The 25,877-nt window shown below is 66.9% G+C and carries 23 protein-coding genes and 3 pseudogenes; 15 read left to right on the forward strand and 11 right to left on the reverse strand.

Annotated features, from left to right (window positions below; all coding sequences use genetic code 11):
• The first annotated feature begins 6 nt into the window (after positions 1 to 6).
• The 13 genes and pseudogenes from G4G28_RS02120 (at position 7) to G4G28_RS02170 (ending at position 11,676) form a co-directional block, all read left to right on the forward strand.
• A complete protein-coding gene (locus G4G28_RS02120) occupies positions 7 to 1,341 on the forward strand; it encodes a TldD/PmbA family protein (protein WP_182990680.1) in 1,335 nt (444 codons plus the stop codon).
• Between the two features lie 294 nt (positions 1,342 to 1,635).
• The gene (locus G4G28_RS02125; protein WP_182990681.1) at positions 1,636 to 3,270 is read left to right on the forward strand and encodes a TldD/PmbA family protein; all 1,635 of its coding nucleotides are present in this window, start codon (positions 1,636 to 1,638) and stop codon (positions 3,268 to 3,270) included.
• Positions 3,271 to 3,280: 10 nt separating this feature from the next.
• Entirely contained in the window at positions 3,281 to 4,618 is a 1,338-nt protein-coding gene (locus G4G28_RS02130; RefSeq protein WP_182990682.1) for a TldD/PmbA family protein, read from the forward strand.
• A 27-nt stretch (positions 4,619 to 4,645) separates the two neighbouring features.
• The gene (locus tag G4G28_RS02135) at positions 4,646 to 5,266 is read left to right on the forward strand and encodes a DUF4159 domain-containing protein (protein ID WP_182990683.1); all 621 of its coding nucleotides are present in this window, start codon (positions 4,646 to 4,648) and stop codon (positions 5,264 to 5,266) included.
• A gap of 98 nt (positions 5,267 to 5,364) precedes the next feature.
• A pseudogene (locus G4G28_RS27850) lies at positions 5,365 to 5,826 on the forward strand (AAA family ATPase); the annotation flags it as partial.
• 347 nt (positions 5,827 to 6,173) lie between these two features.
• The gene (locus G4G28_RS27855) at positions 6,174 to 6,287 is read left to right on the forward strand and encodes a hypothetical protein (RefSeq protein WP_308602376.1); all 114 of its coding nucleotides are present in this window, start codon (positions 6,174 to 6,176) and stop codon (positions 6,285 to 6,287) included.
• Between the two features lie 21 nt (positions 6,288 to 6,308).
• Positions 6,309 to 7,196: a DUF58 domain-containing protein gene (locus G4G28_RS02145; RefSeq protein WP_183107979.1), complete on the forward strand. Its 888-nt coding sequence runs from the start codon at positions 6,309 to 6,311 to the stop codon at positions 7,194 to 7,196.
• Positions 7,193 to 7,363: pseudogene (locus tag G4G28_RS25080) on the forward strand (hypothetical protein); the annotation flags it as partial. The gene G4G28_RS02145 and the pseudogene G4G28_RS25080, both read left to right, overlap by 4 nt.
• Before the next feature lie 77 nt (positions 7,364 to 7,440).
• Positions 7,441 to 8,250 carry a hypothetical protein gene (locus G4G28_RS02150; RefSeq protein WP_229508133.1) on the forward strand — a complete coding sequence of 270 codons (810 nt, stop codon included), beginning with the start codon at positions 7,441 to 7,443 and terminating at the stop codon, positions 8,248 to 8,250.
• On the forward strand, positions 8,157 to 10,139 hold the full coding sequence (locus G4G28_RS02155; RefSeq protein ID WP_183107980.1) for a hypothetical protein: 1,983 nt from the start codon (positions 8,157 to 8,159) through the stop codon (positions 10,137 to 10,139). Before G4G28_RS02150 ends, G4G28_RS02155 begins: the two co-directional genes overlap by 94 nt.
• Positions 10,136 to 10,540: a hypothetical protein gene (locus G4G28_RS02160; protein WP_183107981.1), complete on the forward strand. Its 405-nt coding sequence runs from the start codon at positions 10,136 to 10,138 to the stop codon at positions 10,538 to 10,540. Before G4G28_RS02155 ends, G4G28_RS02160 begins: the two co-directional genes overlap by 4 nt.
• Before the next feature lie 146 nt (positions 10,541 to 10,686).
• Positions 10,687 to 11,250, forward strand: coding sequence for a DUF4350 domain-containing protein (locus G4G28_RS02165; RefSeq protein WP_183107982.1), 564 nt, complete (start codon positions 10,687 to 10,689; stop codon positions 11,248 to 11,250).
• An 87-nt stretch (positions 11,251 to 11,337) separates the two neighbouring features.
• A complete protein-coding gene (locus G4G28_RS02170; protein WP_183107983.1) occupies positions 11,338 to 11,676 on the forward strand; it encodes a hypothetical protein in 339 nt (112 codons plus the stop codon).
• Between the two features lie 104 nt (positions 11,677 to 11,780).
• Here G4G28_RS02170 and G4G28_RS02175 read toward each other — a convergent pair whose 3' ends face one another.
• The 4 genes from G4G28_RS02175 to G4G28_RS25085 form a co-directional block, all read right to left on the reverse strand.
• The gene (locus G4G28_RS02175) at positions 11,781 to 12,593 is read right to left on the reverse strand and encodes a PEP-CTERM sorting domain-containing protein (RefSeq protein WP_182990684.1); all 813 of its coding nucleotides are present in this window, start codon (positions 12,591 to 12,593) and stop codon (positions 11,781 to 11,783) included.
• 282 nt (positions 12,594 to 12,875) lie between these two features.
• Positions 12,876 to 14,945, reverse strand: coding sequence for a diguanylate cyclase domain-containing protein (locus G4G28_RS02180; RefSeq protein ID WP_183107984.1), 2,070 nt, complete (start codon positions 14,943 to 14,945; stop codon positions 12,876 to 12,878).
• 114 nt (positions 14,946 to 15,059) lie between these two features.
• Positions 15,060 to 17,342, reverse strand: a complete 2,283-nt coding sequence (locus tag G4G28_RS02185) for a TonB-dependent siderophore receptor (protein ID WP_229507855.1) — start codon at positions 17,340 to 17,342, stop codon at positions 15,060 to 15,062.
• Positions 17,339 to 17,521 (reverse strand): hypothetical protein, encoded by a 183-nt coding sequence (locus G4G28_RS25085; protein ID WP_229507856.1) that lies wholly within the window; start codon positions 17,519 to 17,521, stop codon positions 17,339 to 17,341. Before G4G28_RS25085 ends, G4G28_RS02185 begins: the two co-directional genes overlap by 4 nt.
• A 207-nt stretch (positions 17,522 to 17,728) precedes the next feature.
• Here G4G28_RS25085 and G4G28_RS02190 point away from each other — a divergent pair, with 207 nt between their 5' ends.
• A complete protein-coding gene (locus tag G4G28_RS02190; RefSeq protein WP_183107985.1) occupies positions 17,729 to 18,772 on the forward strand; it encodes a M48 family metallopeptidase in 1,044 nt (347 codons plus the stop codon).
• Positions 18,769 to 19,017, forward strand: coding sequence for a hypothetical protein (locus G4G28_RS02195; RefSeq protein ID WP_183107986.1), 249 nt, complete (start codon positions 18,769 to 18,771; stop codon positions 19,015 to 19,017). The genes G4G28_RS02190 and G4G28_RS02195 overlap by 4 nt, the downstream gene beginning before the upstream one ends.
• Before the next feature lie 13 nt (positions 19,018 to 19,030).
• Here the strand turns inward: G4G28_RS02195 and G4G28_RS02200 are convergent, their stop codons facing one another.
• From G4G28_RS02200 to G4G28_RS02225, 7 genes and pseudogenes are all read right to left on the reverse strand, one after another.
• Complete coding sequence (locus G4G28_RS02200; RefSeq protein ID WP_182990686.1) at positions 19,031 to 19,810, reverse strand: spermidine synthase; 780 nt, start codon at positions 19,808 to 19,810, stop codon at positions 19,031 to 19,033.
• 49 nt (positions 19,811 to 19,859) lie between these two features.
• A complete protein-coding gene (locus G4G28_RS02205) occupies positions 19,860 to 21,179 on the reverse strand; it encodes a PAS domain-containing sensor histidine kinase (RefSeq protein ID WP_275944331.1) in 1,320 nt (439 codons plus the stop codon).
• Between the two features lie 4 nt (positions 21,180 to 21,183).
• Positions 21,184 to 21,420 (reverse strand): helix-turn-helix domain-containing protein, encoded by a 237-nt coding sequence (locus tag G4G28_RS28785; protein ID WP_374039790.1) that lies wholly within the window; start codon positions 21,418 to 21,420, stop codon positions 21,184 to 21,186.
• 193 nt (positions 21,421 to 21,613) lie between these two features.
• Positions 21,614 to 22,528: pseudogene (locus tag G4G28_RS28790) on the reverse strand (sigma-54-dependent transcriptional regulator); the annotation flags it as partial.
• Between the two features lie 45 nt (positions 22,529 to 22,573).
• A complete protein-coding gene (locus G4G28_RS02215; protein ID WP_183107987.1) occupies positions 22,574 to 23,806 on the reverse strand; it encodes an ABC transporter permease in 1,233 nt (410 codons plus the stop codon).
• A 19-nt stretch (positions 23,807 to 23,825) separates the two neighbouring features.
• Positions 23,826 to 25,136, reverse strand: coding sequence for an ABC transporter permease (locus G4G28_RS02220; protein WP_182990688.1), 1,311 nt, complete (start codon positions 25,134 to 25,136; stop codon positions 23,826 to 23,828).
• A 10-nt stretch (positions 25,137 to 25,146) separates the two neighbouring features.
• Entirely contained in the window at positions 25,147 to 25,851 is a 705-nt protein-coding gene (locus G4G28_RS02225; protein ID WP_182990689.1) for an ABC transporter ATP-binding protein, read from the reverse strand.
• Positions 25,852 to 25,877 lie beyond the last annotated feature (26 nt).

The following is a 25,877-nucleotide window of genomic DNA, read 5'->3' on the forward strand; positions in this document are numbered from 1 at the left end:
ACGCACATGAGCATCTTGACCCAGGAACAAACCAAGCGCATCACCGACCGCGTGCTGTCGCTCTCAAAAGCCGACGAATGCATCGTGGGCATCGGCGGCGAACGCGCCGGTAACATCCGCTTCGCCCGCAACGCCGTCTCGACCGCCGGCCTGACCGACGACACGACACTCACCGTGCGCGTCGCCTTCGGCAAGCGCCAGGGAACGGCCAGCATCAACGAGTTCGACGACAAGTCGCTGGAAAAGGCCGTGCGCCGCGCCGAGGACCTGGCACGCCTGGCACCGGAAAACCCGGAGTTCATGCCGGCCGTCTCGAAGCAGGCGTACAAGGCCTCGAACACCTTCGTGCAGAAGACCGCCGACATCGACCCGGAAATCCGCGCACAGGCCGCCGCCTACGCCATCGAGGCCTGCCGCAAGAAGGGCCTGGTCAGCGCTGGCTTCCTGAGCGATTCGACCTCGTTCCAGACCATCGCCAACTCGAACGGCGTGTTCGGCCACCAGGCCGCCACCTCGCTCGACTTTACCTGCACGATTCGCACCGCGGACGGCCGTGGTTCGGGCTGGGTGCGCCGCTCGGCGCGCGACCTGGCGCGCTTCGATCCGCGCGAAGCGGCCGATGTCGCCATCGAAAAGGCGCTGCGTTCGGTCGATGCGAAAGCGCTGGAACCGGGCCGCTACACCGTGATCCTGGAGCCGGCCGCCACCAGCGACCTGCTGGCCTTCATGATGAACGGTTTTGACGCGCGCCGCGCGGACGAGGGCCGCAGCTTCCTCACCAAGACGGGTGGCCTGAACCGCGTCGGCGACAAGCTGTTCGACCAGCAAGTGAACATCTGGTCCGACCCCTGGGATCCGCTGGTGCCGGTGCTGCCCTGGGACCAGAACATGCTGCCGCGCGAGCGCCAGAGCTGGGTCAAGGATGGCCGCGTGGCCGACCTCGAATACTCGCAGTTCTGGGCCAAGCAGAAGGGCAAGCGCGCGGTAGGCAGCGCCGGTAACTTCATCATGGCCGGTTCCGACAAGAGCATCGAGGAGCTGGTGGCCAATACCAGGAAGGGCGTGCTCGTCACCCGCACCTGGTACATCCGCATGGTCGACCCGCAATCGGTGGCGCTCACGGGCCTGACCCGCGACGGCACCTTCTACGTCGAAAACGGCAAGATCAAGTACCCGGTGAAGAACTTCCGCTTCAACGAAAGCCCGGTCTCGATGCTCAACAACATCGAGGAACTCGGCAAGCCGACGGTGCTCGGTGGCGACGAAGGCCCGAACCCGATGGTCGTACCGGCGATGAAGGTACGGGATTTCAATTTCACGTCGCTGTCGGACGCGGTGTAAGCAAAGGGCGCGGCCGGTGAACGGTCGCGCATCGTAGGGTGGGCTCTTGAGCCCACGCGTTCAACGCACGCATGCGTTCTCGAGCACGTTTCGGAACGGCAGCTGCCGGTTGGACGCGTGGGCGGGGAACCCGCCCACCCTACGAAAAACAAAGTAACGTAGGGTGGGCACTCCGTGCCCACGCGGTGCAACGCTTCCTCATCGAGATGCATTTCGACCCGCGTACGCCGCACCGCGTGGGCAGAGCCCACCCTACGAAAAACGTGGCCGCGCAGGCCACGACACGGAGACACAATGGAACGACGCAGCTTCCTCAAAATCGGTGCCGGCACGGCCGGCGCCATGCTCATTCCGGTATTCGGCAACGCCATCGCGGCCGAAGACCTCTTGAACCCCATGGCGGTCAGCTTCAAGAAGGCATTGGCCGACGCCGCCCTGAACGCGGCCACCAAGGCCGGCGCCTCCTATTGCGACGTGCGCATCGGCCGCTACCTGAACCAGTTCATCACGACGCGCGACCTGAACGTCGAGAACATCACGAATACCGAGTCGACCGGCGTCGGTATCCGCGTCATCGCCGGCGCCTACGGTTTCGCCGCGACGAACACGATGAACCCGGACGCCGTGGCCGCTGCCGCGCGCCAGGCCGTGGCAATCGCGAAAGCCAACGCCAGATTGCAGACCGAACCCGTGCAGCTGGCACCGGTGAAAGGCGTGGGCGAAGTCGCCTGGGCCACGCCTTTCAAAAAGGACTGGCGCGCGGTACCGGTCAAGGAAAAGGCGGACATGCTGGTCGCCGCGAACAAGGCCGGCCTGGAAGCGGGCGCCAGCTTCATGACGGCGAACCTCTTCCAGATCAACCAGCAGAAGTATTTCGCCTCGACTGACGGTTCCTACATCGACCAGGACATCCACCGCCTGTGGGCGCCGATCAACGCCACCGCTGTCGACAAGGCGACGGGTAAATTCCGTTCGCGCGGGGGCCTGGGCAGCCCGGTCAGCATGGGCTACGAGTACTTCGACCTGGCCGGCGGCGGCAAGGTGCAGGCTGCCGGCGGCGTCACCACGCTCTACACCAAGTCCTACGACATCGTCGAAGACGCACGCCTGGCGGGCAAGCAGGCACGCGAAAAGCTGAGTGCGAAATCGGTCGAGCCGGGCAAGTACGACCTGGTGCTGGCGCCCGAACACCTGTTCCTGACCATTCACGAAGCCGTCGGCCACCCGACGGAGCTGGACCGCGTGCTCGGCTATGAAGCCAACTACGCGGGCACCAGTTTCGCCACGCTCGATAAATGGCAGAGCAAGAAATTCAAGTTCGGTTCCGAGCGCGTGAATTTTGTAGCCGACCGCACCACCCCGGCTTCGCTCGGCCTGATCGGCTACGACGACGAAGGCGTGCGCGCGAAAGAGTGGGACATCATCAAGGACGGCGTGCTGGTGAACTACCAGGCGACGCGCGACCAGGCCCACATCATCGGGGAGAAGGAATCGCATGGCTGTTCGTATGCGGATTCGTGGAGCAGCGTGCAGTTCCAGCGCATGCCGAACGTGTCGCTGGCCGCCGGCAAGGCGCGCATGACACCCGACGAGATGGTCAAAGACGTCAAAAAGGGCATCTACATCATCGGCCGCGGTTCCTACTCCATCGACCAGCAGCGCTACAACTTCCAGTTCGGCGGCACGCTGTTCTACGAAATCAAAAACGGCAAGATCACCAACCCGCTCGAAGACGTCGCCTACCAGTCGAACACCCAGGAATTCTGGAATGCCTGCAGCGCGATCTGCGACGAACGCGACTGGCGCATGGGCGGCTCCTTCTTCGACGGCAAGGGCCAGCCGAGCCAGGTCAGCGCCGTGTCGCACGGCTCGAGCACGACGCGCTTCAACGGCATCAACGTCATCAACACTGCACGCAAGATCGGTTAAGGAGAAAACGATGAAACAGCTGAACCAGGAAGAAGCAAAACGCATCTGCGACCGTGTCATCGGTTTTTCGAAAGCCGACGAGTGCAGCGTCGACATCAGCGGCAGGCGCGAAGGCAATGTGCGCTTTGCGCGCAACGGCATCTCGACGGCGGGCCTGAACGAGAACATGGTCCTGACCGTGCAGGTCGCCTTCGGCAAGAAATCGGGCATCGCCCAGATTAACGAGTTCGACGACAAGTCGCTGGAGAAAGCCGTACGCCGCGCCGAGGAGCTGGCGCGCCTGGCGCCGGAAAATCCGGAATTCATGCCGGCCGTCGGCAAGCAGGAGTACAAGGCCACGCCGACCTTCGTGCGTGCCACCGCCGCCATCGATCCGGAATACCGGGCCCAGGTCGCAGCCTACAGCATCGAGGCGGCGAAGAAGGCGAAGCTGGTCTCGGCCGGCTTCTTCAACGACAGCACGCGCTTCAATGCGGTGGCCAATTCGAACGGCCTGTTCGGCTTCCAGGAAGCGACGGGACTGGACTATACCTGCACCGTGCGCACCGAGGATGGCCGCGGCTCGGGCTGGGTCACGCGCTCGGCAACCGATGCGAACCGGTTCGATGCGCGCGAGGCCGTCAACGTCGCCATCGAAAAGGCGCTGCGTTCGGTCGACGCGAAAGCGCTCGAGCCGGGCCGCTACACGGTGATCCTGGAACCGGCGGCCACGTCCGAAGTGCTGGGCAATATGTTCGCTGCGTTCGACGCGCGCGACGCCGACGAGGGCCGCAGCTTCCTCACCAAGGCGGGCGGCAAGAACCGCCTTGGCGACAAGCTGTTCGACGAGCAGATCAACGTCTGGGCCGATCCGTGGAATACGGATGCGCCGGTGCTGCCATGGGATGGCAACTCGGGCCTGGCGCGCCAGCGTACCGACATCATCAAGAACGGCCGCATCGCTTCGCTCCAGTATTCGCGCTACTGGGCGCAGAAGCAGGGCAAGCTGGCGACGGCCAGCCACGGCAACATGATCATGGCAGGCGGGTCGAAGTCGCTGGAAGAATTGATCGCTTCGACCAAGAAAGGCGTGGTCGTCACCCGCACCTGGTATATCCGCATGGTCGATCCGCAGTCGCTGCTGCTGACGGGCCTGACCCGCGACGGCACCTTCTATGTCGAGAACGGCAAGATCAAGTACCCGATCAAGAACTTCCGCTTCAACGAAAGCCCGGTCACCATCCTCAACAACGTCGACGAACTCGGCAGGCCCGAGGTGATCAGCGGCGACGAGGTACCGTACCAGATGGTGCTGCCGCCGATGAAGGTCCGCGATTTCAACTTCACCTCGCTGTCCGACGCGGTGTAAATGTCCGCATCAATGTAAGCTGTCACGATGGCCCGTTACGATTTTTACTTCACCCGGCTGCTGTACGAGTCGGGTGACTGGGATGTGGACATCCGCATGCCCAGCAATGTGCTCAATTCGCTGGTCGAGTACACGACCCTGAAGGTCGATCCGGCCGAGCGCATGGTGCAGCTGGCCGACCCGAAGGTGTTCGAAGCGCCGTTCTGCTACCTGGCCGGTCACAAGCTGGTGCAGTTCACGCCCGCCGAGCGCAAGAACTTCGAGCGCTACGTGAAGGGCGGCGGCTTCGTGTTCGTGGACGACTGCAACCACGACATCGACGGCCTGTTCGCCAAGAGTTTCGAAGCCGAGATGGCGAAGATCTTCGGCGCCTCGGCCCTGAAGAAGATCCCGAACAACCACCCGGTGTATTCGAGCTTCTTCAAGTTCGACGGGCCGCCGAACACCTCGGTGGAACTGAACGGCTGGGGCGACGACCTGGTACACGAATACCTGCGGGCGATCGAGATAGGCGGGCGCGTGCGCGTGCTGTACTCGAACAAGGATTACGGCTGCGAGTGGGACTACGACTTCCGGAACAAGCGCTTCCTGGCGGTCGACAATACCCGCTTCGCGGTGAACATCATTCAATATGCGTTGGGAGCGTAGTTGTGGCGGAACAGGCTGAAGGCAAGCACGGCAAGGTGGAGTGGAGCGAGTCGGAAGTGGCCGACCTGGTGGACAAGACGGCGGCACTGAAACGCAGCATGGGGCGCGTCATCATCGGCCAGGAAAACGTGGTCGAGCTGTTGATCACCTGCCTGCTGGCGGGCGGCCACGCGCTGGTCGAGGGCGTGCCGGGACTCGGTAAAACGCTGCTGGTGAAATCGCTGGCGCAGGCGACCGACATGCAGTTCCGCCGGGTGCAGTTCACGCCCGACCTGATGCCCTCCGATATCGTCGGCACCGAGATCCTGGAAGAGGATGCCAGCACGCGCCAGCGCTCCTTCCGCTTCCAGCCGGGCCCCGTGTTCACGCAGGTGCTGCTGGCCGACGAGATCAACCGCGCGCCGCCGAAAACCCAGTCGGCCCTGCTGGAGGCGATGCAGGAGCGTTCGGTGACCTTCGCCGGGCAGACCCACATGCTGCCGCGTCCCTTCTTCGTGCTGGCGACCCAGAACCCGATCGAGCAAAGCGGCACTTATCCGCTGCCGGAAGCCCAGCTCGACCGCTTCCTGCTGCGCATCGACGTCGGCTACCCGACCGAGGACGAGGAAGTCGCCATGGTCGCGATGACCACCCAGGCCGGCCTCCAGGATGCCGAGCCGGCGATGGACCTGGAGAGCCTGCTGCGCCTGCAAGCCCTGGTGCGCGACATCGAAATCGGCGCGCACCTGGTGCGCCATGCCACGCGCCTGGTGCGGGCGACGCGGCCGCACGAGACCACGGTCTCCGCCGTGAAAAAGCACGTCGGCTGGGGCGCTGGTCCGCGCGCCGGCCAGGCGCTGGTGCTGGCCTCGAAAGCGCGCGCCCTGATGGGGGGCGCCTGGCGGTCACGCGCGAAGACGTCCAGGCGATGCTGCTGCCGGTGCTGGCGCACCGCGTGCTGCGCAATTTCGAGGCCGAGGCCGACGGCGTGGCGATGGCCGACATCCTGCAGGCGCTGCAGAGCGAGATCAAGGTCGGCTAGGGTATTGGCAACGGCACCGGAATGGCATTGGTAACCTCAAAGCTGATCGCGCACACGACGAACCTGGAACTCGTGATCCGCCATGTGCTGACCGGACTCGGGCAGGGCATCCACGCCGGGCGCGAACGCGGTGCCGGCGTCGAGTTCTCCGAGTACCGGGCGTATGCGCCAGGGGACGAGTGGCGCCGCGTCGACTGGAAGCTGCTGGCGCGCGCCGACCGCTATTATGTGCGCGAGGCCGAGCGCGACAGCCACGTCGCGGTCTGGCTGCTGCTCGATGCCAGCGCCTCGATGGCGGAACCCAGCCGCTCCATCCCCAGCTTGGACAAGCTGGCCTATGCGCGCACCCTCCTCGCCTGCGTGGCCGCGATCGCGCAGCGCCAGGGCGATGCCTTCGGCCTGGCCGTGCTGGGGAACGGCCGCGTTCACTTCCTGCCGGCCGCGCGCGGACCGCGCCAGCTGCAAAGGGTGCTGGCACAGCTGGCGCGCACCCAGGCCGAAGGCGCCTTGCCCGATGCCGCGGCCCTGCGCTCCGGGTTGCGCTTTGCCGGCGCGCCTGCATTGGTATTTGCCGCCAGCGATTTCCTCGACTGGCCTTCGTCCCTGTCGGACGTCCTGGTGCGACTGCGCCATATGCGCCACGACGTGCGCGTGGCTTGCCTGCAGACCGAGGCCGAATGCACGGGCGGTTTCGACAGCGGTCCGGCCTACCGCGACCCGGAAGGGCAGGCTGGCGTGTTCCGCTTCGGCAGCGACCTGCGCGAAGGCTACCTGCGGGAGCGCGAAGCGCATTTCGCCGCGGTTAGCGCCGCCTGCCGCGCCAACGACATCCCGAAAGTCGACGCCCGCATCGAGCAGGCGCCGGGCGAAGTACTGCGCCAGTGGCTCAAGCCAAGGGGGCGCCGATGAACAGCCTGTGGTGGTTCGCCTTGCCGATCCTGCTGCTGCCGATCTGGTGGCACCGCAAGAAGCGCATCCAGGTGCGGGCCGAGCCGCTTGCCAGCGCACGCTTCCTGCCGCGGAGCGAACCGCGCCAACGGCGCGTGTGGCGCTGGCAGGAGGTGATCCTGCTGCTGGTGCGCTGCCTGCTGCTGGCCTGCCTGATCGCCTGGCTGGCCGATCCGGTCTTTCCCGGCGCGGCGATACGGTTCTCGTGGCCGAGGGAACGGATGCGGGCTGGGTCGAACGCCAGCTGCAGGATCCACCTTTCAAGGAAGCGGCGCGCCTGGTGCTGCCGGCGCCGGACGCACTGGCGTGGCTACGCGCGCACGAGCGCGAGTTCAAGCCCGAGGCGCGCCTGCTGGTGCTGGGCGATATTCCGATGCCGGCGACCAGGCCCCAGTTCCGGCACCCGCTCACGCTGCGCACGTTGGCGAAGGCGCAGCCGCCCGTGGAAGCGCGCGTCGCCATTGTCAGCGGGCGTGCGCAGGCATGGCGCCGCATGTTCGCCGCGCTCGACGGCCCGATGCGCGTCATCGTCGAGCCGGCGCCGGGCTTGAGGACGGAGCTGATCGTCTGGGACATGCCTGACGCGCCGCCGCCGGCGCTGCGGGCACCCTTGTGGTGGGCCGCGGACCCCGGCGGCTTTACCGAACTGGCGCAAGCGAAATCCGTGGGCAGCATCCGCTATGCCGAGGGCGCGCGCGGCCGCGTCTGGACATCGAAGGACTGGCCGCCGGCCGACCCGGCGGCGGCGCGCGCTGCTCGAGACCTGGCGCAGCCTGCAATACCCGCCCCAGCCCTACACCGCGCCGCCGCTGGCGTTCGCGCCGTCGGCAGCATCGGCGTTCGAGCACGCCAGCGGCGCCTTGCGCGCCATCCTGATGTCGGCCTTGATCGCCCTGTTCATTCTCGAGAGGATCCTGACCCATGCAAGGCGACGCTGACATCGCGCGGCGCCTGTGGCGCGCCGCCCTGTTGCGCCGGGCTCCCCTGTGGGTGCTGGGCGCCTTGCCCTGGCTGACCCTGCGTTTGCTGCCGGGCCTCCTGGCCTGGGCCGCCTGGTGCATGTGGGATGCGGCGCGCCTGCGCCAGCGCGTCGCCTACGGCTGGACCGGCTGGCTGGACGCGGCTGTCCCTGAACTGGAAGACAGCAGCGCGCTGCTGGCGGAAGCGCAGACCCGCTGGCGCGGCTGCAGCGCGCGCGCCTGCCTGCTGGCCCGCGTCGATGCCTGCCTGGATGCGCGCACCGTGCGCGCCATCGTGCGCGGCCGCGTGGACATGGGGCTGTCCTGGCTGGCGCCCTGGCTTGCCTTTGCCTGCCTGGTCTGGTTCATCGGCCAGAAACCGGTAGCGGCGCTGCCTGCGGCGCCGGCGCCCGTGGCGCAGCCGGGCAAGGCGGCCCTTGTGCCGCAACTGGTGCTGACTGCCACGCCGCCCGCCTACACGGGCGCGGCGCCCAGCAGCGGCGCGCCGCGCAAGCTCGACCTGCCCGAGGGCAGCAGGGTAGCGTGGTGCCTGAAGAACCCTGAAGCGGGCAGCACGGTCGTGGAGCTGAGCGACGGCCGCAGCCTGGCGGTGGGCGGCAAGTGCGCTTCGCTGGTGGTCAATGAGTCGCTGTTCTGGCGCTGGCGCGGCGCACGCTACCTGCTGCGCGTGACGCCGGATGCGGCGCCGCTTATCACGATCAGCCAGCCGACCCAGATGATCCAGGAATTGAAACCCGACGCGTCCGGCGTGACGATGGCGCTGACCGTGCGCGACGATTACGCGGTGAGCCGCGCCACGCTGCACCTGACGCTGGCACGCGGCAGCGGCGAAAACATCAAGTTCACCGACCGCGAAATGCCGTTGCCGGCGTCGAAGGACCCGAAATTGCGCAACTGGGCCAAGCGCTGGGCGCTGCCTGAATTGGGCATGGAACCGGGCGACGAGCTGTATTTCTTCGTGCGCGCCCAGGACAACGCCGCCAGGCCGCACCTGGTGCAGTCGCCCACCTACACGCTGCGCCTGCCCGCGCCCGAACAGGAAGAGAGCGAGGAAACCTCGGCCATGCCGGTGCTGGTGAAACCGCAAAGCCTGCGCAGCCAGCGCCAGATCATCATCGACACCGAGCAGCTGATCGCGGACATGAAGTCCTCGCGTATGGGGCTTGGCGCCGTGCGCGAACGCAGCGAGGCGATTGCTGCCGACCAGGCGCAGCTGCGTCGCCGTTATGGCCAGTTCCTGGGCGAGGAGTCGACCCTGTTCGCCGGCGAAGAGCACGACGACCACGAGGAGCCGAAACAGTCGGGCGGCCAGGTCGACGTGCTGCACGATTTCGGCCATGCCCACGACGAAGCCGAAAACGCCACGCTCTACGACGAGGGCACGAAGAAGGTGTTGCGCCGCGCGCTGGTGGCGATGTGGGACGCCGAGAAGGCGCTGCGCGCCATCACGCCGAGGACCGCGCTGGCGCCGGAATACAAGGCACTCGCCGCCATCAAGGAATTGCAGCAGGCCGACCGCATCTACCTGCACAAGACCGCCTTCGTGCCGCCGCCGATCAAGGAAGAGATCCGCATGACGGGCGACGTGGTCGGCACCGCCAGCTATGAACGCACGCAGGGGAGGCGAACGAAGCGGTGCCCGCGGCGCTGCGAGCTGGTGCAGGCGCTCTCTGGCGAGGGGCCCTTGCCGGCCCTGTGGACGCGCACGGCCCACGACTGGGTACGCGAGCGCCTGCGTGAGGACGAGCAGCGCCTGGCCGCCCAGCGCGCGATCCAGGACGTGGCCGACGGCTGTGCCGCATGCCGGCCGGCCCTGCGCGCCTGGCTGCGCGCCGGCATCGACAAGGCGCCGGTGCTGCTGCAGGCGCGCCCGGTCGCCGTCACGCCGTTCACGCGCGCCTGGCAAGAAGGAGGAGCGCAATGATGGATGCCATGACGATCGCGCTCTTGCTGACCGGCCTGGCCAGCGTGGTTTTCTACCTCTGGCGCAGGAAGATCGTCGATGCGCTGCTGGCGGCAGTCGCCACTGCCGCGCTGGCGCTGCTGGCCCATGGCTGGCCGCTGCCGGGGAGGGTGGAGCCACGCTGGCGCTCGATCCGGCGCGCCCCCGGTCTCGCTGCAGGGCGTGCGTGCGCTGCAGCTGACAGGCGACGGCTTGCGCGAAGCGCAATGGCGCGACCTGCCCGCGCGTCCGCTCGCCTGGACGGCACCTGGCTCGCCCACGCTGCGCCTGGACTTCCCGCGCCGCCTGCCGCTCGGACGCATGTTCGCGCTGACGCTCGAGCGCGACGACAAGACCCGGGCGCGCCTGCAACTGCTGGATGAAAACGGCCGCCTGCTGTCCGAGACGCGTGGAACAGGCACGTTGACCCTGGCCTGGCTACCGCCGCTGGCCGAAACCCTGCTGCTGCAGGCACGCCTGCTGGACGAAGCCGGCAAGCTGCTGGCCCGGGGACCGATACCCGGTCGAGGTGGTCGAATCGCCGCCGCTGCGGGTGCGCGGCCGTTTCAGCGCGCCTTCGTTCGACCTGCGTGTGCTGAACGACCTGTTCGCCAACAGCCGCGCCCTGGTGGACTGGCAGGTGGCGCTCGGCAAGACCGTCACGCGCAGCGAGCGTGCGCGCGACAGGATCGCCACGCCGGACCTGCTGGTGATCGATGCCGCCTGGTTCGAGCGTGCGCCGGCGGCCAGCCGCAACGCGCTGCTCGAACAGGTCAAGGACGGCGGCGCCCTGCTGGTGCTGGGCGGCAGCGCCAACGATGCCGCCGTGTGGGCGCGCACGCTGGACCTGCGCCTGCAGGCGCAACCCGCCGACAAGCTGCTGCACACGCCCTTGACGCTGGCGGCGGCGCCACTCAATCCGGCGACGCGCCAGGCCGGGGCCTGGCTGGGATCGGATACCGGCCTCTGGTCGCGCGGCTGGGGAAGGGCCGCATCGGCTGGCTGGGGGCAAGCGACTGGCACCGCCACGCGATCAGCGAACCGCAGGCGCTGGCCTTGTGGTGGCAGGACGTGCTCGATGCCTTGCAGCTGAAACGGACCGAAGCGGTCGAGTGGCTGGCGCCGGCCGAGATGCCGCTGCCGGGCCAACGCCGAACTCTGCGCGCGCGGCGTGCGCGGCATGGCGGTCTTCCCGCAGCTGGGCCAGACGCTGGCCTGGCAGCGCCGGCTTGACCATGTCGACGCATCCTGCGTGGCGGTATGGCCGGCCGGGCCGGGCTGGCTGCAGGTGACGACCGTCGAGAGCGCCGGCGCGCAGCCTGTGACTGGACAGGTGTATGTGCATGCACCGGGCGACTGGCCGCAGTGGCAGGCGGCCGAACGGCGCGCGGCCACCGCACGCTATGCGGCCCGGGCACCGGTGCCGTTCACCCCAAGCGAGCGCCGGGCTGCCGGCTGGCCTTTCGCCGTGCTGTTCGCGCTGGCCATGCTGGCGCTCTGGTGGCGCGAACGGCGCTGACACCATCCGTGTGCGCCCAATGAAAAACACCCTGCAGGCTTGCGCGCCGCAGGGTGTTTTTCATTAGGCAGGCAGCCCACGAACGGGCTGCCCGGACGGCGCGTTTAACCGCGCTGTGCGCGGCGGCGCATGCCGGCGACGCCCAGCAGGGCGATGCCGAACAGGGCCACCGATGCCGGTTCCGGCACTTCCTTGTAGTCCAGGCTGACCGAGGCGTTTACCAGGTTCAGGTCACCCTTGATGTTCAGGCCAAAGCCCAGCGCCCTGTCGCGCAGCAGCGATGCCAGCGCGGCCTCGTTGCCCAGCAGCGAACCGTTCAGCGTGAAGCCGCCGGTGAAGTCGGTGGTCGTGGTGTTGATGACGGTGTTCGTCACGCTGTACTGGTAGTGCGCCTTGCACGACGAGTTGCCTGGCGATGGGACGCAGCTCTGGCCGTTGTTCTTGGCGTACTTGGTCACACCCTGTACTTCCTTGCCGGACACGACTGTGCGATTCAGCGAGGCGTCCGAAGCTTCGGTCGAGCCGGAGAAGAGGTCGGACCCGAACAGCAGGGCTGCCGATTCCTGTTCGCCGGTGCGCAGCACCGACTTGGTGACGGTCGTGGTGGTCAGGGTACGGGTGTCGCCGCCGCTGCCGGCAATGCTCGTGGTCGTCGTGTTCGAGCTCGAACGGGAAACGCCGTCCACCGAAGCGAACGAGTCGGTCGCGTCGTCCGCGAACGTGAACGTGAAATTCAGGCCGTTGACGATGAAGTTCTTCGGCAGGAACGAGGCGTCGAAGCTGCCCTTGTAGTCGCCAGCTTTCAGGTAGCCCGGGGTCAGGCTGGCGTCGAGGGTAACGACATTCGCGCTGGCCTGGGCGGCGGCGCCGAACAGGGAAGCGGCGATGGCGGCCTTGATTGCGTTTTGAATGAACATACTGTTTTCTCTTTCAGGGAGGTAGTGCTTGTAGAGGCAGTGGGTGTCCCCACCAAGCAACGATATTTTCCAATTGCAAAATTCAAACAAACAAACTTTACAATGTGGAATTGCTTGTTATCTATAAGCAACTTCTATGCCAGAAATTAATACAGTTTGATATCAATCACTTAGAAATTTGATTAATTCGAGGTGTAAGATTTTTCGACAAATAGCAACCAACAATTGCGGAAAAAGCGGAGGATGCGCGATCGGGCTGGTAGCGTGCCGGGGGCGGCAGGGCTAGACAGCGTGCAGCTGCGGCTGCTGCCCGGGCACGACCGCCAGCGCGACCCGGCCCGCGCGCCAGGTACCTGCTCCAGGTCCTGTTCGATCTCGGCCAGGCCCGCCTCTCCCGCGTCCTCGACGCGGCTGATGCCATACGCACGGTTGCGGCCATGGCCCTTGGCCAGGTACAGCGCCATGTCGACGATGTTGACGACGCGTTCCCACGAGACGTCGGTGCCCGGCAGCAGCGGGAAAGGTGCGAAGCCGATCGAGACCTGCACCGACACCTGCGCGCCGCCATGTTCGATCGTCCTGGTCGGGATCCCTGTGAGCAGGCGCCGCGCGACTTCGTCCAGCCGGGCGCGCGGGACGGACGGCAGGAAGGCCGAATTCCTCGCCGCCCCAGCGCACGATCATGTCGGTCTCGCGCAGGATGTCGCGCAAGGCGGCGGCGATCTCGCGCAGCACGGCGTCGCCGCCGGCATGGCCATGCTTGTCGTTGATGCTCTTGAAGTGGTCGACGTCGAGCAGGAAGATCGCGCCCACCGTGTCGCCGCCGGCGCCATGCTGCGTGCTGTCGTGGCAGGTGCGCATGAATTCCTGGAAGTGGCGGCGGTTGAACAGTCCCGTCAAGGGGTCGCGCGCACCCTGTTCGCTGAGCTCCTGGTTCCTGATCTGCAGCTGGGCATTCGCCTTGCGCACCTTGCGGTACAGGGTGCCGACGACGATGGCGCCGAGCGCCAGCACCAGCGCCAGCAGCCACCAGACGCGCTGTTGCAGGCGGCGGTTGTCGATCTCGATCGACTTCACCTGGTTTTCCCGGCTCAGCAGTTCGATCTGGCGCTGCTTCTTGTCCGTCTCGTAGCGCTCCTGCAGCTCGGCCATGGCTTTCTGGCGACGCTGCTCGAACAGTTCGTTCAAGAGCGCGCGTTCTCGCTGGTAAGCCACGACCGCCGCATCCTGGTCGCCGGCACGCGCCAGCGCATCGGCATATTCGCCCAGGGCCATTTGCAGGTCGGGCTTGTTGCCCGACTTCTCGAACCAGGCAAGGCCCGCCTGCACCGACTTCCTGCCCTCCGCCATGCGTCCCATCGCCAGGTAGGCCTGGCCGATATTGATGCGTGCGGTGGCGGCCAGGGCCTGGTCGTTGAGCAGGCGCGCCTGTTCGAGCGCCTGCCGCGCATACGACAGGGCGTTGGGGAAGTCGCGCAGCTTCAGGTAGCAATCGGCCAGGTTGACGAGGGAAATGCCGATCATCGGCCCGGCGTCGAGCTTGCGCTGCAGGGCCAGCGCCGACAGCTCGGCCTGCAGGGCGCGCTCGATCTGGTTCGAATCCATCGCCAGCGCATATTCGGTGCTTTTCAGGAGTGCCAGCCGGCCCTCCGAATGGATCTGGCGCGCCGCGCGCATGGCCTCGTCGAGCAGCTCGAAGCCCTTGCCGTACTCGCGCATGCGGTCGTGCAAAATCGCCAGCGAACGCAGCGAAATCACGATCAGCAGCGGGTCCCCGCTCTCGCGCGCCAGCGTGGCCGAGGCCTGCAGCTTGCCGAGGGCGACGGGGAAGTTGCCATCCTCGACGAAGGATTCGCCCGACGAGATCAGGGTGAGGACGCGCAGGCGCACGTCCTCGCTGGTGCTCGCCAGCTTCTCCGCCTGCCATACCAGCGCGTGCGACACGGTGGTTTGCCCCAGGCTGAACAGGGAATAGGCTTTGGAGAGCGTGGCGCGGGCGATGATGTCGTTGTCGCCGGTGCGGCGGCCGATGGCAAGGGCCTGGTCGCACAGGACGAGGGCCTCGGCATGCCTGCCCATGCCATGCAGCGCGTCGCTCGAGGCAACCAGGAATTCCGCCTGCTCGGCGGGCGTGCCGCGCCTGGCCTCGGCTTCCAGCTGCGCAAGCAGGGGCAGGGCGCGCGCTGCGGCGTGATGCGGGCCACTTCCTCGATCTCGACGAAACGCGCGTGCAGCGGCTTGCCGGCGGCGACGGCGCTGCCGGCCGCCAGCGAAAAAGCCGCCAGCGCAGCAAGGCTGCGCCAGTTCGTGCGAAATGGGGGAAACGACATAGATCCTCAGGGACTGCGACAAGTCCCCGAGCGGGGCACCGCCCCAGATTATAGACTTGGTTACCCTGGGGAAATGAGCGTTTTTTGCCGAATTTGACGGAAAAGCCACACACTTCCCCAGCTTGTCAAGGAGCCATCAGAACGCGTACTCCGCGCGCACGTACATCGTGCGTCCATTCACGCCGAACGGGCAGGTCTCCCAGCAGTGGGTGAAACCCATTTGCGGGAAGGGTGCCGCGCCGGTCGGGTCCCAGCGTGTCGGATAGGTGTCGAACAGGTTGTTCACCCCGACGGCCAGGCTCAGGCTGCGGGTGAGCGCATGGCGCAGCGCCAGGTCGACCAGCCATTTCGCTTCCCAGGTCTGCACATACGGTGCGGTAAAACCCTGGCCCTGGACTTCGCCGTAGTAGTTCGCGCGCAGGTTGGCGTTCCAGGCGCCGCGCGTGTAGTCGGCCGCCAGTACGTGGTGGCGGCGCGGCTGGCCGCGTTCGAGGAGCAGCACCTGGGCGTCGTCGAACAGCTGCTCGCCGCTCAGGACCCATGACTGCGAATGGCGTGCCTTGACCCTGGTACGGTTGAAACCGAGCTGGCCGGAGAGCACCAGGGTGCCGTCGGCGACGTCGCGCACCCGATGCTCGGCCACGATGTCGAGGCCGCGCGTCCTTGTATCGACCGCATTCGTGAAGAACTGCGCCTGGCCGACGCGCAAGGGGTCGAGGATGGCCTTGATCGGACAGGCCGTGCGGCTGGCGCAGGCACCGCGCTCCGGCGCGATCGTGCTGGAGAAGACGATGCGGTCGTCGATGTCGGTGCGGTAAAGGTCCGCCGTCAGCGAAAAGTTCGAGACGGGACGCAGCACCATGCCGATGCTGGCGCTGCGCGAGGTCTCGTCCTTGAGCGGCGCAATACCGAAGGCCCGGGTGACGGCGCTGCCTTCGCGCGCGGTCAGGGTCTCGGTCAGCACGCCTGCAGTGTTCAGATTTGTCGATACCGAGCTGTAGAACTTCTGCTGTACCGACGGTGCCCGGAAGCCGGTGGAGGTGCTCGCGCGCAGGCCGAAGCCGCGGGTCGGGTCGAAGCGGGCGATCAGCTTGCCGGTGGTGGTATTGCCGAAGTCGGAATAGCGCTCGCGGCGGATGGCCGAACCGAGCGTCAGCTGCTCGCTCCATTTGTGTTCGGCGTCGATGTAGAAGGCGGTGTTGTGGCGGCCCGCGTAGACCTGGGTGGCCGGCGTGTAGCCGGGGAAGCCCTGGATGCCGGCTTGCGCGATGCCGCCATGCTGGTCGCGGATGACGAGGGCCGGGTTGTTGGTCCGCCCGTACTGGTAAGAGACCGGTTCGCCCGCTTCGATGCGGTAGCTGTCGCGCCGGTATTCAAAACCGGTGGCCACGAAAATCGGCTGGCCGAGGAAGTGCAGCTGCCCCTTGGCGTCGAGGTTGAAGGTCGACTGCTGGAAGCCCAGCGTGCCGGTATAGGCCTCGCGCGGCGACTCGCCGTAGATGCCGCAGGGGCACTTCTGCTCGTACCAGTAGCTGACGTTGATCGAATCGCGTTCGTGGAACACCAGTTCGCTGCGGCCGTGGTTGAAGCTGGCATCGACATTCCAGCTGCCGCCGAGGCTTCCCCGGTAACCGAAGGCCAGCGAGGCGTCGCGCACTTCGGTGTGGATGGCCGGCAGGTAGCCGTTCGGGTACACCGCCGGCACATTGCGTGCGTCCTCGCGCGGGCGGAAGAAGCCGGCCCCTTCGCCGGTACGCTTCGAGACGCCGCCGAACAGGTACAGCTCGCCGCCGCGGCCGACCGGCAGCATCGCGTTCGTCCACAGGTAGGCATCCCTGGCCAGGCTGTCGCCGATGCGCTGGGTCACGCGCGGCGGATCGACGCGCAGCGTGTCGACGCCGGCGCGGTTGGTCTCGCCGCGGCGCCGGCCCTCGAGCGCCAGCGACAGGTAGCCGCCGTCGCTGCCCGGGGCGAAGCCGCGCGACGCGCTGGCGCCATAGGTGTCGCCATCGCCCTGCGCAGTGGTGGCGGCGCTCGCCATGGCCAGGCCGCTGCCCGCGCCGCTCTTGAGAACGATGTTGATCACGCCGGCGATCGCGTCGGAACCGTATTGGGCGGCGGCGCCGTCGCGCAGGACCTCGATATGGTCGATCGCCGACATCGGGATCGCATTGATGTCGGTGCCGGCCGAGCCGCGGCCGACCGTTTGCTGGACGTTGACGAGCGCCTGCTGGTGGCGGCGCTTGCCATTTACCAGCACCAGCAGCTGGTCCGGGCCGAGGCCGCGCAGCGTGGCGGGGCGGATGATATCGGTGCCGTCGCTGATGAAGGTGGTGCTGAAGTTGAATGAGGGGTCCAGGTCCTGCAAGGCCTTGCCCAGCTCCGGGGTGCCGGTCGAGGCCAGGTCCTTCGCGCTCACCAGGCCACCGGCACGGCGGTATCGAGCGCGGAGCGCGGCGCGCCGCGCGAACCGATCACGACGACGCTCTGGGCCGCCTCCGGGCCAGGCGCTTGCGGGTCGGATTGCGCATGTGCATGCGGAAAGGCGGCCAGCAGCGCGGCGGCCAGCAGGGTCGGGTGCAACTTCGTAGCGGTCATCGCGAATCCTCGTTGAACATGGTCAGTGACCTGAGAATGTTGCTCGCGGTAACCTCTACGGACTTGCGTTAGGACAATGCAGCCAGTGCTATACCGTTTCCTGTATCTAAGTGGCAACAGCCAGCACAGCGGCAGGTGACTTTACCGATAGCAATAGGATAGAGTTGCTAAGTTGTAATAATAAATAGCCAATAGAAAGGCAAGGCCATGGATTTAGTGTACAAAAACGAAAAAACGCTGTTCGGCATCATGCTGGTGCTGTCGATCTTCGTCTGGGCGGGCATGATTTTCGGTGCTGGCGGAGTAGTGCTGGTTTACGGCCTGATGTTCTTCCTGTTCTACTGTTTCGCGCAGTCGGCGCTGATTTCCTATATCAAGGGCACGGGTGTACGCATCACCCACGAGCAGTTCCCCGACCTGCACCAGCAGATCGGCGCCTGCTGCGCCAAGCTGGGACTGGAGCGCGTGCCGGAAGCCTATGTGCTGCAAATGGGCGGTTCGCTCAACGCCTTCGCGACCCGCTTCCTGGGGCGCGATTTCCTGGTGCTGTATTCGGACGTCATCGACAACCTGCACGACAACCCGGATGCGCTGAACTTCTACATCGGCCACGAGATCGGCCACATCAAACGGCGCCACCTGAGCTGGGCGACCGTGCTGCTGCCGGCTTCCTTCCTGCCGCTGGTGGGCGCAGCCTATTCGCGCGCCCGCGAGTACACCTGCGACCGCCACCTGGCGGCCTGCGAGCACCCGTTGAACGCCGAATTCGGCATCGCGGCGCTGGCTGCCGGCGGCAAGCGCTGGCGCACGATGAACAAGGGCGCCTATATCGACCAGGCACGCGAGACCGAGGGCTTCTGGATGTCCTTCCACGAGCTGGTCGGCGATTATCCATGGCTGGTCAAGCGCATGGCGGCGGTACGCGCGCTGGCGGCCGGCCAGGAAGTGCGGCAGCCGCGCCGCCACGTGCTGGCAACGATCATGGCGCTGTTCGTGCCGCGCACCGGCGCCACCGGTGGCGGCGGTGCGATCATGACCGTCGCGATCGTCGGCATCCTGGCTGCGGTCGCCATCCCCGCCTACGAGAAATACACGCAGAAAGCGGCCCGGCACGGATGGACCTGGGGTACCAGCAGAACGGGCAGGGAGCGGCGACCGGCAACGCCAGCCAGCAGCGCTACCAGACGGCGGTCGTCGCCAGCGCCTACCAGACCGCCCTTGACGCGACCGGCAAGATCGGCGCCTATGTGACCGAGACCGGCACGGTTCCGACCCTGGAGCAGGTCAAGCTGGACCCCGCCAACCCGGGCGCGGCCGTGCGTTCGCTGGCGATCGATCCGGAAAGTGCGGCGCTGCGCGTCGTCACCCGCCTCGCGGGCGGCGAAGGCCAGGGCGTGCTGGTGCTCGAGCCGACGATGGACGAGAACAGGAAGCTGTCGTGGTCCTGCAGTGGCGAGAACATCCCGCACGAGGCCTTGCCCGAGGCCTGCCGCTAGGGCGCCTGCGGGGCTAGTCGGCCTGGTCCTGCATCCACAGTTTCAGGCCTTCGACCCATTTCTTCGCCGGCAGGTTGTAGCGCCGCCTGATCTCGCCCGCGCGCTCGAAGAGGACGGCGAAATCGATCCGGGGCGCGTGCTTGAAGGCGATGACGACGATGTTCGCGTCGTGCACTTCGGGCAGCCAGACGACGGCATCGAAGACGGCACGCATGGCGTCCAGGTTCTTGTCGTAGTTGGCCAGTTCGCCGAACACGTTGGTCGTCATGATGCCGCCAGGCGCCAGGCAGTCGAAGCAGCCCTGGTAGAAGTCGAGCGAGTCCAGTACCGGCCCGCGCGCTTCTTCGTCATACAGGTCGACCTGCAGCGCGTCGACCCTGCCGTGGTTCGATGCGTCGAGCACGTAGTCGAGCGCATTCATCTCGCGCACCTGCAGGCGCGCGTCGTCCGGCGGCAGCTCGAACAGGGCGCGGCAGATCGCGATCACGTTCGGATTGAGTTCGATCGCCTCGACCCGGGCATCGGGAAAGCGCCGGTAGCAGAACTTGGTGAGCGCGGCGCTGCCCAGGCCCAGCTGCACGATCTGGCGCGGCCGCTCGATGAAGAGCAGCCAGGCCATCATCATCTGCACGTATTCCAGTTCGATCGCATCCGGACGCGCCAGGCGCATGGCCCCCTGTTCCCAGGAGCTGCCCAGGTGCAGCGAACGCACGCCCTCGAATTCGGTGATGGTGGCGGGCGGGTGGCCCGGCTGGGCGAAGCGCGGATCGAAGGGAGGGGGCTTGCTGGACATGGTTCGGGACGTCGGCGAGAGGAGCCGATCTTACCAGAGGGCCGCCGATCTACGGCGCGGGCAGGATCAGCGTGACCGCCAGCCCGCCGCCGTCGCGGTTCGACAGCAGGATGCGCCCGCCGTGCGCTTCGGCGATCTCGCGCGCCAGCGCCAGGCCCAGGCCCGTGCCGCTGCGCTTGGTCGAGTAGAAGGGCACCAGCGCATTGGTCAGCACGGCCTCGCTCATGCCGGCGCCGCGGTCGACCACGTCGATGCGCAGCACGTCTGGACGCGGCGCACCTGCAGTGCGACTTCCTGCGGCGCCGACCCCGATTCGTGCGCGTTTTTCAGCAGGTTGAGGAGAGCCTGTTCCAGCTGCGCCTGGTCGGCGAGTGCTGGTTCCGGCGGCAGTTCGCCGACCACGCGGAAATCGACCTGCGCCGCCAGGCGCCCGACAAAGGCGGCCCAGTCGAGCTGCTCCAGGCGCGGCGTGGGCAGCTTGGCGAAGCGCGCATAGCCGAGGATGAAGCGCTCCAGGTGGCGCGTGCGCTCGCCGATCGTTTCCGGGGATCTGCGGCAGGCGCTCGGTCTGGCCCCGGCGCACGAGTTCCGCGCCGGAGTGCGCCAGCGAGGCAAGCGGCGCCAGCGAGTTGTTCAGCTCATGGCTGATCACCCGGATCACTTTTTTCCATGTCTGCACTTCCTGGCGCCGCAGTTCGGCCGTCAGGTGGCGCAGCAGCAGCAGTTCGTGGCGCCGCCCGTTCAGGCTGAAGTGGCTGCGCGCCAGGTGATACACCTGCTCGTCCTCGCCTTGGCCGGCGGTAAACAGCCCATCGCCGCCGCGCGCCAATGCTTCGCCCAGCGCCGGCGTTGCTCCCGCCAGCAGGTCCTGCAAGGCATGCCCCTCGAGCTTGCGGCCCTCGGCCAGCAACTGGCGCGCGGCCAGGTTCGCATACACGACCGTGGGGCCGCGTCCGCCGGCATCGGCCACCAGCAGCATCGCCACCGGCGTGTTCTGCACCATCGTGTCGAGCAGCAGTTCGCGCTGCACCAGGTCGCGCCGCTGCTCGCGCAGCACCGTGCCAAGCGCGTTGTGGGCCTCGATGAGATCGGACAGCTCGTCGTTCTGCGGCCAGTGCAGGCTGAACGAAAAGTCGCCGTCGCGGTAGCTGGTGACGGTGCCTTCCAGCGCCCGGAACAGCGACAGGATCGGCTGCACCTGCGAGCGCACGGTAATGATCGCGATCGGCACCACGCAGGCCAGGCACAGGCCGAAGACGAGCAGCGGCCGGCCAGGCAGCAGGTGGTCGAGCCCGAGCGCGATCAGGATGCCGACCGCGAGCAGGGTGCCGACCAGGGCGGAAAAGCGGGTGACGAGGGAGAGGCGCATCGGATCAGCGCCCGATGCCCAGCCGCTCCATGCGTCGGTACAGGGCCTGGCGCGACAAGCCGAGTTCGCTCGCGGCCTGCGAGACCACGCCGCCGGCCCTGGCCAGCGCCGCCGCAATGGCGTCGCGGTCCGGCTCGACCTCGAACGCCGCCGCCACGGGAGCCGCCGCCGGTGCGGCCGGCAGCCCGAGGTCGGGCGCGAGGATGGTCTCGCCCAGCGCCAGCAGGTTGGCGCGCGCCATCACGTTCTTCAGCTCGCGCACATTGCCCGGCCAGGGGATGCGCCAGCAGCGCGCGCTCGGCACCGGGGTCGAGGCGCTTGCCTGGCGCGAGGAAGCTCAAGGCCAGCGGCAGGATGTCGAGCGGCCGCGCGGCAAGCGCCGGCAGGCGCAATTCGATCACGTTCAGGCGGTAGAACAGGTCTTCGCGAAAGCTGCCGGTGCGGATCATCGCCGCCAGGTCGGCATTCGTGGCGCTGATCACCCGCACCTTGACCTGCCGTTCGCGGTTCGAACCGAGGCGTTCGAAGCGGCCGGTTTCCAGTACGCGCAGCAGTTTCATCTGTCCCGCCGGCGGCAGGTTGCCGATCTCGTCGAGGAAGAGGGTGCCGCCGTCGGCCGCCTCGAACTTGCCTTCGCGCGCCTTGGTCGCGCCCGTATAGGCGCCGGCGTCGGCGCCGAACAGTTCCGCTTCGATCAGCTCGGAAGGCAGTGCGCCGCAATTAAGGACCACGAAGGGGCCTTGATTCACCTGCGAATTGGCCTGGATGATCTCGGCGATGCGTTCCTTTCCGGTGCCGTTCGGCCCCGTGATCAGGATTGGCACGTCGGCGCGCGCCACCTGGCAGGCCAGTTGCAGCACGCGCTCGGTGGCGGGGTCGGCCCAGACCAGGCCGCGCAGGTCGTATTGTTGTTCCAGCTCGCGCCGTTCGCGCCGCTCGCGCCCGACGCGCTGGGAGAGCGCGCGATTCGCCTGGCCCAGTTCGACCAGGTTGGTGACGGTGGCGAGCAGGCGCTCGTCGTTCCGTGGTTTCGGCAGGTAGTCGGCGGCGCCCGCTTTCACCAGGTCGACCGCCGCGTCCAGGTGGGTCCAGGCGGTCAGCAGGATTACCGGCAGGTCCGGGTAGCTGGCGCGGATGCGCCGGAACAGCGCCACGCCTTCCTCGCCCGAAGTGGTGTCCGCCGTGAAGTTCATGTCCCGGATCACCAGGTCGACCGGCTCGCGCGCCAGCAGCGCCAGCCCTTCCTCGGGTGAGGCCGCATGCAGCGCCGCGATGTCGTGCAGCGAAAACAGCACGTCGAGCGCGACGCCGACGGCGGCGTTGTCGTCAATGATGAGTACAGTAGGCATGTTCGTCAGGATAGCACTGCTGCGGGCTTGGGCATGCGCCCCCGGTCAGGCACTACGGGTCGCCAGCGCCGGCGAAATGCTCGCCGCGCGCCAGGCCGGCCCATACACGGCGATCACGCCCAGCGCCCAGAATACGATGCCGCCCGCGACCAGGTATTCGAGCGGCAGGCGCGCCATCTCGAGTCTGCTCACCAGGAGCTGGTTCAGCGCGACGCCCAGCAGCACGCCGCCCGCCACGCCACCACTGGTGATCATGAAGTTCTCGGTGACGAAGTAGCGCAGGATGTCGATCTTGCGCGCGCCGAGCGCGCGGCGTACGCCGATCTGCTTCCTGCGCTGGGTAACCCAGAGGCTGGCCATGCCGACGATGCCGCTGGCGGTGATCAAGAGCAGCAGCACGCTCACCGTTACCAGCATCCACGACAAGGCCACGTCGGCGCGGTAGCGGTCCTTGCGGTATTTGTCGAGCGTGGTCGATTTCAGGACCACCGGGTTCGGCGAGGCCTTGCGCAGTGCCGCCTCGACTTCGCGGATCACGCGCTCGCGCTGGCCGGGCTCGGCGCGCACGGTGTAGCGCGCACCCGGGTAGGCGCCGTACAGGCGCATCGGCGTGATGCTGGAAAATTCGCCGCGCTCGGTCACCTCGGCGCTCGTGGTTTGCAGGCGTTCCACGATGCCGACGATGCGCACTTCGGTGGCATCCTCGCCGGTACCGAAGTACATGGTCTTGCCGGTGGCGGCCGTCCCCGGCCACAGCTTCGCGGCCAGTGCCCTGGTGATGATCGCGACGCGCGGATTGGGTTCGGTCTTGTCGTCGACCTCGATGTACTCGCCTGGCAGGAAGTCGCGGCCCTCCACCAGCTTCAGGCCCCAAGTCTTGATGAGGGAATCGGGCGAAAAATAGAAGGACGAGCCGGCCGATTCGTCGACCTGCTTGCGGTCGATGGCGACGCTGTTGTTCCAGCCCGACTGCGACATCGGGATCTGGTTGACGTTCGCCGCCGCCGCCACGCCGGGCACGGCGCGGATGACTTCCATCTCGCGTTTTTGCGTGGCCAGTTGCTGCTCGGGGCCGCCGCTTGATAGATTGCGCACGCCGATCGAGAACACCGATTGTTCGTCGGCGATGCCGCTGGGGCGCGCCACGGCGTCGCGCCGCTCGCTGACGATGTGCAGCGCATTGGCCAGGATGGCCAGGCTCAGCGCCACCTGCAGCGCGACGAGGATCGCACCGGTCTTGTTGCGCAGGAGCGCGGAGAGGATGGGACGGATTTCCATGATGGGTCTCTCTTCTCGATTATTGGGACTTGAGCTGGAGCGCCGGCGTCACCTGGCAGGCGCGCCAGGTCGGCAGCAGCCCGGCGAGCACGGCGGCGAACACCGACAGCGCAAAGGTAAAGGCGAGCATCGTCAGGTCCATGCGCGCAATCGCTGCCACTTCGCTGCTTTGCATCGCGATCAGGGCCAGCGCACCGAAGGCGAGCACCAGGCCGAGCACGCCGCCGGCCAGCCCGACCACCGCGCTCTCGACCAGGAACTGGCGGAAGATCTCGCGGCGCGAGGCGCCCAGCGCGCGGCGGATGCCGACTTCGGCGGCGCGTACCGAGAATTTCGCCAGCAAGAGGCCGATCGTGTTCACGAGGCACAGCAGCAGGAAGCCAAAGGCGAGCCAGGCCGACAGTTTCGTGTCCTTGCCGACCACTTCGCGCTCTTCCATCCATTCGGTGACGTTGAACAGCCCGATCGGCGCGGCGCGCTTCATGCGGCCCAGTTTACGCTGCTCGGCCGCGTAACCGTCGAGGTAGTTCTTCAGCTCCGCGCGCTCGCTTGCGGTGCGCGTCTCGAACCAGAACTGGAACCAGGTGCATTCCGAGCGCAGGCGGCCCTCGAAGCCCGGGTCCGAGCGCTCGGAACAGTTCATGCCGCCGTTGTGGGTGGTTTCGTGGCGGATGGCGCTGGCGAGCGGAATGAAGAATTCCTCGGCGTCGCCGAACTGTTCGCCGCCGACCAGCTTGTAGTAGCGCGGCTGCGGGTTCCACTTGTCGAGCACGCCGACGACCGTATAGGGAAAGCCCAGCAGGTTCAGGCGCTGGCCGACCGGATCGGCCGCGCCATACAGTTTTTCGGCGGTTTCGCGGCTGAGCACGACGACGTCGGCGCCGCGCTCGTCGTCCTGGGCGCTCCAGGCCTGTCCATGCAGGAAGGGCACATCGAACATGGCGAAGAAGTCGCGCGTGGGCGCCAGGCCCTGGGCCGTGAAGACCGGCAGCTCCTTGCGCGGCGGCTCGATCGGTCCGCCGACACCATACAGGCCGGTGCGCCGTACACCCTGGCCGCTTTTCAGGAGGTTGACCACGTCCTTGTAGGTAACCTGGTTTTCCTGCAGTTTTTCGCCGGGGTTGTAGCCGTCGAGGGGCGCCACGTCGAAGATGGGCACGAACAGGCGGTCGCTCTTGTGCGGAATCGGGTCGCCCGACATCATGTGCAGGATCGTCAGCGTCGAGACGCTGGCGGCCACGCCGACGGCAAGCGTGAGCACCATCAGGGCGGTCAGCGCCGGGTTGCGGCGCAGGCTGCGCAGGCCGAGCTTGAAGTAGTAGCTGAACATGGTGCCTCCCTTACGCCACCGCGCCGGTGGCGAGCGACGGCCCCTTGCGCACCAGGTCCGACACCTGGCCGTCGATGATGTGCACGTTGCGGTGGGTGCGCACGGCCAGTTCCGGGTCGTGGGTCACCATCAGGATGGTGGTGCCGGCCGCGTTGATCTCTTCCAGCAGTTCCATCACGCCGCGCGCCATCTGCGTATCGAGGTTACCGGTCGGCTCGTCCGCCAGCAGCAGCTTGGGAGAGCCTGCCAGCGCACGGGCGATCGCCACGCGCTGCTGCTGGCCGCCGGAGAGCTCGGCCGGGAAGTGCTTCATGCGCGAGGCCAGGCCGACTTTCGCCAGCGCGTCTTCGATGCGTTCCTTGCGTTCGGCCGCGTTGAAGCCGCGGTAGCGCAGCGGCACGTCGACGTTGTCGAACAGGTTCAGGTCGGGAATCAGGTTGAACCCCTGGAAGATGAAGCCGAGCTTTTCGTTGCGGAGGCGACTACGCGCGTCGTCGTTCATGCCCTTCACGTTGACGCCATCGAGCACGTATTCCCCGCTGGTGAATTCCTCGAGCAGGCCGGCGATGTTCAGGAAACTGGTCTTGCCGGAGCCCGAGGGTCCGGTGACGGTCACGAATTCACCCTGGTTGACCTGGATTTCGAAGCCGCGCAGCGCGTGGGTCTCGATCATGTGGGTGCGGTACACCTTGGAGAGCTTGGTCATGCGCAGCATGGGATGTCCTTTCAGGAGAGGTTCTT

It is taken from the genome of Massilia sp. Dwa41.01b (assembly GCF_014171775.1).
Taxonomy (GTDB): domain Bacteria; phylum Pseudomonadota; class Gammaproteobacteria; order Burkholderiales; family Burkholderiaceae_D; genus Telluria.